At 42.7% G+C, this 5,551-nt stretch carries 8 protein-coding genes; 4 read left to right on the top strand and 4 right to left on the bottom strand.

The window, feature by feature from the left end:
* From Q0688_RS07380 to ltrA, 4 genes are all read left to right on the top strand, one after another.
* Window positions 1-828 (top strand): thiamine pyrophosphate-dependent enzyme (locus Q0688_RS07380; protein WP_299074692.1); only part of this gene is annotated, 828 nt, incomplete at its 5' end.
* Complete coding sequence (gene ilvN / locus Q0688_RS07375; RefSeq protein WP_299074690.1) at window positions 828-1,319, top strand: acetolactate synthase small subunit; 492 nt, start codon at window positions 828-830, stop codon at window positions 1,317-1,319. The genes Q0688_RS07380 and ilvN, both read left to right, overlap by 1 nt.
* A gap of 290 nt (window positions 1,320-1,609) precedes the next feature.
* Window positions 1,610-1,888 (top strand): hypothetical protein, encoded by a 279-nt coding sequence (locus Q0688_RS07370; RefSeq protein WP_299074687.1) that lies wholly within the window; start codon window positions 1,610-1,612, stop codon window positions 1,886-1,888.
* 224 nt (window positions 1,889-2,112) lie between these two features.
* Complete coding sequence (ltrA, locus tag Q0688_RS07365; RefSeq protein WP_299074685.1) at window positions 2,113-3,384, top strand: group II intron reverse transcriptase/maturase; 1,272 nt, start codon at window positions 2,113-2,115, stop codon at window positions 3,382-3,384.
* A gap of 99 nt (window positions 3,385-3,483) precedes the next feature.
* On the opposite strand, the gene Q0688_RS07360 is transcribed toward ltrA, so the two are convergent.
* From Q0688_RS07360 to Q0688_RS07345, 4 genes are all read right to left on the bottom strand, one after another.
* Window positions 3,484-3,996 (bottom strand): BON domain-containing protein, encoded by a 513-nt coding sequence (locus tag Q0688_RS07360; protein WP_299074683.1) that lies wholly within the window; start codon window positions 3,994-3,996, stop codon window positions 3,484-3,486.
* Between the two features lie 74 nt (window positions 3,997-4,070).
* Window positions 4,071-4,664 carry an SIS domain-containing protein gene (locus Q0688_RS07355; RefSeq protein WP_299074680.1) on the bottom strand — a complete coding sequence of 198 codons (594 nt, stop codon included), beginning with the start codon at window positions 4,662-4,664 and terminating at the stop codon, window positions 4,071-4,073.
* Between the two features lie 3 nt (window positions 4,665-4,667).
* Window positions 4,668-5,030, bottom strand: coding sequence for a YraN family protein (locus tag Q0688_RS07350; RefSeq protein WP_299074678.1), 363 nt, complete (start codon window positions 5,028-5,030; stop codon window positions 4,668-4,670).
* Window positions 5,031-5,038: 8 nt separating this feature from the next.
* On the bottom strand, window positions 5,039-5,551 hold a 513-nt coding region (locus Q0688_RS07345), incomplete at its 5' end, for a penicillin-binding protein activator (protein WP_299074676.1).

The raw sequence follows: 5,551 nt of genomic DNA, 5'->3' as shown, positions 1-5,551 counted from the left end.
GATATTGATCCGGCCAATATTGCCAAAATCGTACCAATAGATGTGCCTATTGTAGGGCCTGTACAATCTGTACTGGCTGATATATGGAGTCTGATCAAAAGCCGGTTACAGGAAGTGGATCAGGAAAGTATAGCTATGTGGTGGCAACAGATTGAAACCTGGCGACAAGAACAGGGTTTGCTGGTGAAACCGCGTTATACCATTCGTAAGGACATGCTGAAACCACAGCAGGTTATTGCTGCGCTTTATGAGGTAACCCGGGGTGATGCCTATATCACCAGTGACGTAGGTCAGCATCAAATGTTTGCGGCACAGTATTATAAGTTTAATAAGCCGCGTCGTTGGATAAATTCTGGTGGCTTAGGAACTATGGGCTTTGGTTTACCTGCTGCTATGGGGGTTAAATTAGCCTTCCCTGATGCGGATGTTGCTGTGGTGACGGGTGAAGGCTCTATTCAAATGAATATCCAAGAGTTATCAACTTGTACGCAATATGATCTACCTGTGAAAATCATTAATTTAAATAATGGTTACTTAGGTATGGTTAAGCAGTGGCAAGATTTACAGTACGATAGCCGCTATTCACAGTCGGTATATGAAGATTCACTGCCTGATTTTATTAAGTTGGCTGAAGCTTATGGGCATGTTGGTATAAAGGTTGAGAAGTTGGAAGACCTAGAGCCGGCATTAGAAAAAGCCTTTGCGATGAAGGATAAGTTGGTGTTTTTAGATATTTATGTGGATAGACATGAGCATGTTTACCCTATGCAAATAGCGCCTAATGGTTCTATGCGTGATATGTTCCTGAATAAAACGGAGCGTACATAATGAGACATATTGTATCTATTTTAATGGAAAATGAACCGGGTGCATTGTCTCGTGTTGTGGGGCTGTTTTCTCAGCGTGGTTATAATATTGAATCCCTAACTGTTGCTCCAACGGAAGATTCAAGCTTGTCACGTTTAACACTTACGACTGCGTGTGATAATGACAAGATTGAACAGATTACTAAGCATCTGAATAAATTGGTTGATGTTGTTAAGTTGGTTGATCTTACTGAAGGTAGCCATATTGAACGTGAATTGATGTTAGTAAAAGTTAAGGCTTCTGGCGCGCAGCGTGCTGAAATTAAACGTTGCTGCGATATTTTTCGTGGGCAGATTGTTGATGTTGGCCCTACGGTTTATACGATTCAAATCTCAGGTACCAGTGATAAGCTAGATGCATTTATTGCCTCTATTGGTGATGCGTCTATTCTTGAAGTTGTTAGAACGGGTGTTTGTGGTTTATCTAGAGGTGAGAAGGTGTTGAGCCTTTAACTAGATAGCTTCTAAGCATGAGCATAAATAAACGCGGCCATGGCCGCGTTTTTTTTTTTGCCCAGCAAAGCTGGCAAACCCAGTGACTTGAGAGAAAGTCACATCACCCCGACCAAGGGGAAGATAATCCGAATGGCAAGGGCGTCGCGGGCTAACGGCGAGGTCTGAAGGAAGCCATAGGAAGTAAGATGTACATAACTTCGGTAAACCTGTTTCGGCTGTATAGAAGTGGTAAGCGTGCAAAATAGCGCAAAGCCCAATACTTGGTCAATTCTATGCAGTGATTGAGGATGGCATATCTTACAGGGAGCCAGTGCAATAACTGGGGAAGCCTGGCATCGAATCTGAATCTTGAATTCAGACACCTTCATCAAGAGGTAACTCAAGGTGTTAGTGGATGTGAGGTGGCAGATGAACCCGTAGTAGTGATGAAGTCTCGGCCTGTGAACGCGGGTAACCGTTGGGAGGATAAAACCGAGATGATGACAAGTGGAGATCTTGTTCGGGCTGATAGCATCAAAAGTGCTGTGCAGAATGTGAAGGGGGGAAGTAACCATGAAGTGTTATGAATCGTTGGCGATCGCCAGCGCGTGTACACAAGCGGCTTGATAAAGTCGGATCTTCTATGGCAGGTTGACTGGGAACAGTTGAGCTTACTGTAGAAATTGTATGGGGAGTAATTTTGTGATGATCAGCATATTGCCTCTGCGCTAGAACACTGTATCAGCAGAATGAATATACCAACGCGTAGGCAGGAACCAGCAAGAATTAGCCACAATAATCGGTAAGTTGGATGAGAAAATATTACAGTCTTTATGGGCGTTTGCTGCATAAGCATGCGTTACTAGACGCTTTCAAACACGTAAAGCGCGCAAAAGGTGCGGCCGGAATAGACGGACAGAGCCTGCGTGAGTTTGAATTGTGCCTGCATAAAGAGCTGGACAACTTACTGCTTGAGCTGCAAGAAAAGCGGTATTATCCGCAGCCAGTGAAGCGTGTCGTGATTCCGAAAGAGGATGGCGGCGAGCGTAAGCTTGGTATTCCAACAGTTCGAGATCGAATCGTACAGCAAGCACTACGCAACATCCTTGAGCCTATTTTTGATCCTGACTTTCACCCATCCAGTTATGGGTATAGGAAGGGCAGAAGCTGCCACCATGCAATCAGTAAGGCGAGTTTATTTATTCGTCGCTATGATCGAGATTGGGTTGTGGACATGGATTTATCCAAATGTTTTGACACGCTCGATCATGAATTGATCCTCGATCAATTCCGCAAGAAAGTGACAGACGGCAGTGTATTGGCGCTGTTGAAATCATTTCTTGAAAGTGGTGTCATGATTGGCATGCAACGCGAGTCGACAAGCGAAGGCAGTCCGCAAGGTGGAGTGATCAGTCCTTTGATAGCGAATGTCTATCTAGATAGATTTGATCAAATGATGAAAAGTCGAGGTCATCGCATTGTCCGCGATGCGGATGATATTTTGATTTTGTGCAGTTCAGAATCCGCCGCGGGTAATGCGCTGAAAGTGTCCACAGAGTATCTGGAAGGAGAGCTTAAGCTGACGGTGAATACGAGCAAAACCCACATTGCGCATAGTGCAGAAGGGATTAAATTTCTTGGTGTAGAAATATTCAAAGAATATACCCGCATTCAGGAAAAGAAGCTTGTGTCACTGAAAGCGAAACTTAAGTTCTTAACGCGACGTAATACTGGCAATAATCTGTCAGGCATTATTAGTGAGTTGAATCCAGTGCTGCGAGGTTTTGTGAATTACTTTCGTATAGCGAATTGTTCACGAGATATAGAGAAGCTTATGGGTTGGATACGCCGTCGTTTAAGGCATATACAGCTCAAACAGTGGAAGACGCCGAAGAAGCTACATCGACGATTGCGTCAGTTGAGTTTTAAGGGTCGCTACTATCATATTAAGATGTCGAGTTGGCGCAGTTCGCTGAGTCCGTTATCGAATAGAGCGATGCGCACTGCTTGGTTCCATGAAGAAATGGGGCTGTACGATATGTCAGAAGTTGACGTAGGTATAATTGTCTTAGAGATGAGATAGTTGGTTGCATGAGCCGTATACGAGGCCCGTACGTACGGTTCTGTGAGAGGGATGGGGCGTGAGCCTCACCCTACTCGGTTATATCTTCTGCATAGCGGTCTAGCTATTCTGTATATATTCAAACACTTTAATAATGGCTTTAAGCCCAGAGACTTCCTTAACGGAATCGATTGTTCTTTTAGCTTCTTCTTGGGTCACTAGCCCCATCAAATACACTTTACTATTTGCAACAATTACTTGGATGCGGTCTGAATCTACGCCTTTAGCGCCAAGCAGATTGGTTGAAACCTTAGCTTTTAAAAATGAATCTTTACTGCTATCAAAAATTGAATTGACAGGTAAAATTTCTAGTTCATTATGCACGCTACGTACATTTCTAACTTTTTCAGCAACTAAGCCAGCCTGATTTTTACTCTCAATATCGGGTACTTGTCCTGTCAGTAATATAATTCGATTATACGAGGTCACATTGATATTGGCATTATTAAGTATTTCATTGTATCGGCTGATGTTGATTTTTGCTTTTGACTCTATGCTGCTATCTTCTAATACTGTGCCCATGGTTCTCTTTCCATAATCCTCAGATACAGCGCCATCGTTAGTAGCAGCCATAAAGCTAGTGCAACTACTGATGTAAAGGCAGCTTGCTAAGCATAGAAATATTGTGTGTTTCTTAGAGAAAAAATTCATAGATTAAGATTTCCAAAAAGCTGTTGTTCAATAAGTTCACTGAGCATCTGTGCTAAGACAAAATGTAAGTTAATAGACTGTTGTATATTAAATCCATGCATGGGGATATGAACTTGATCTTTAGGGGTTTGATTAGCGATGGTTGTCGCTTTGCCAGACGCAATGCTGACTATATTCATTTGTCTGTTACTGGCAGCGTTCATAGCATGAGCGAGAGCGGCTTCTTCACCTGAGAAAGAAAATATTAATAATAAATCTCCCTCTTGGCCAAGTGCTGAAATTTGTGTGGCGTGTATCTGTTGATGATCATCATTGCTTAAAACGGCTGCTGCGGTATTACTATTATTCAGAAATATAGCAGGCAGTGCAGGGCGAGCTAGAGTATTGTTGCCAAGAAGATTGTGACAAAATTGTTGCCCAGCTGCAAAGCAGCTTGGTGCTGCAATGCAAATAATTTTTTTATCTTCAGTAAGTGTCTGAGCAAGCAGATGAGTCGCTTCAGCAATATAAGGCGTTAACGAATCAATGCTACGTGAGGTAGCGTCAATATGCTCATTGAAATGATTAACAATGGCTTCAAAAATGGACATAAATTATTCCGTGAATGCAGCTTTTAACCAATGATATTGAGCTTCTTCTGCACTGTCCAGTTCAATTGCGATTACATCGAAACGACAAAAGCATTGCTGGTAAGCTTTATTTTTAGCGAGAAACATTTTAGCGGTATTAATAATACGCTGTTGCTTGGCTTGGGTAATACTTTCTGCCGCAGATGCAAATTGAGACGCTTGCCGAAAACGCACTTCGATAAACACAAGGGTGTCGCCATCTAACATAATTAGGTCGATTTCACCGAGGCGTGAATGAAAGTTGCTAGTTAATAATGTTAGCCCCTGCTGTTCTAGAAAGCTGCAGGCTAGCGCTTCATAGTGCTGGCCTGTGTTATGGCTGTTCATTTTTTCTTTCACTGCGAACTATTATTGCTGTTAACGGCTTCGGCTCTACCATGCTTGAACTGTGCAATGGCCGTTCTACGTTGTAAGTTGCCATCAACTAATTCTAAGCTGCCAGTAGCCCCGTTTAACGTTGAACCTGTTACATTCTTCATTAGGCTGAGGCGCTCAGACAGTTGCAGAGCATCAAAGCCAAATGCGTACATGCGTTTTAATGATGTGTTGCTGTAGGTTTTATCCATATCACTAGGCGCAGATATCACCCAGGGTATGTCAGTAAAGATAATTTGATTTAAATCTCTATCAATTCTTAGGTTTGCATAGCCTCTGTAAATACTGGCGTTGGCATAAATAGCTAAGTCGCTAGCATAATGAAATTTAAACATCGGGCGAATAGAGCTTGCTTGTTTGGGTTTAGCTAATAAATAGACAAAATCGGCATCTTTACGACGACGCGGTTCTGCCTTAACTTCTAGGCCTAATACTTGACTGACCCGGCGTATACGTTGCTTGCTTTTATCGAT

It is taken from the genome of uncultured Paraglaciecola sp., assembly GCF_937123705.1.
GTDB lineage: Bacteria > Pseudomonadota > Gammaproteobacteria > Enterobacterales > Alteromonadaceae > Paraglaciecola.
This window is presented reverse-complemented; position numbering and strand designations above follow the sequence as displayed.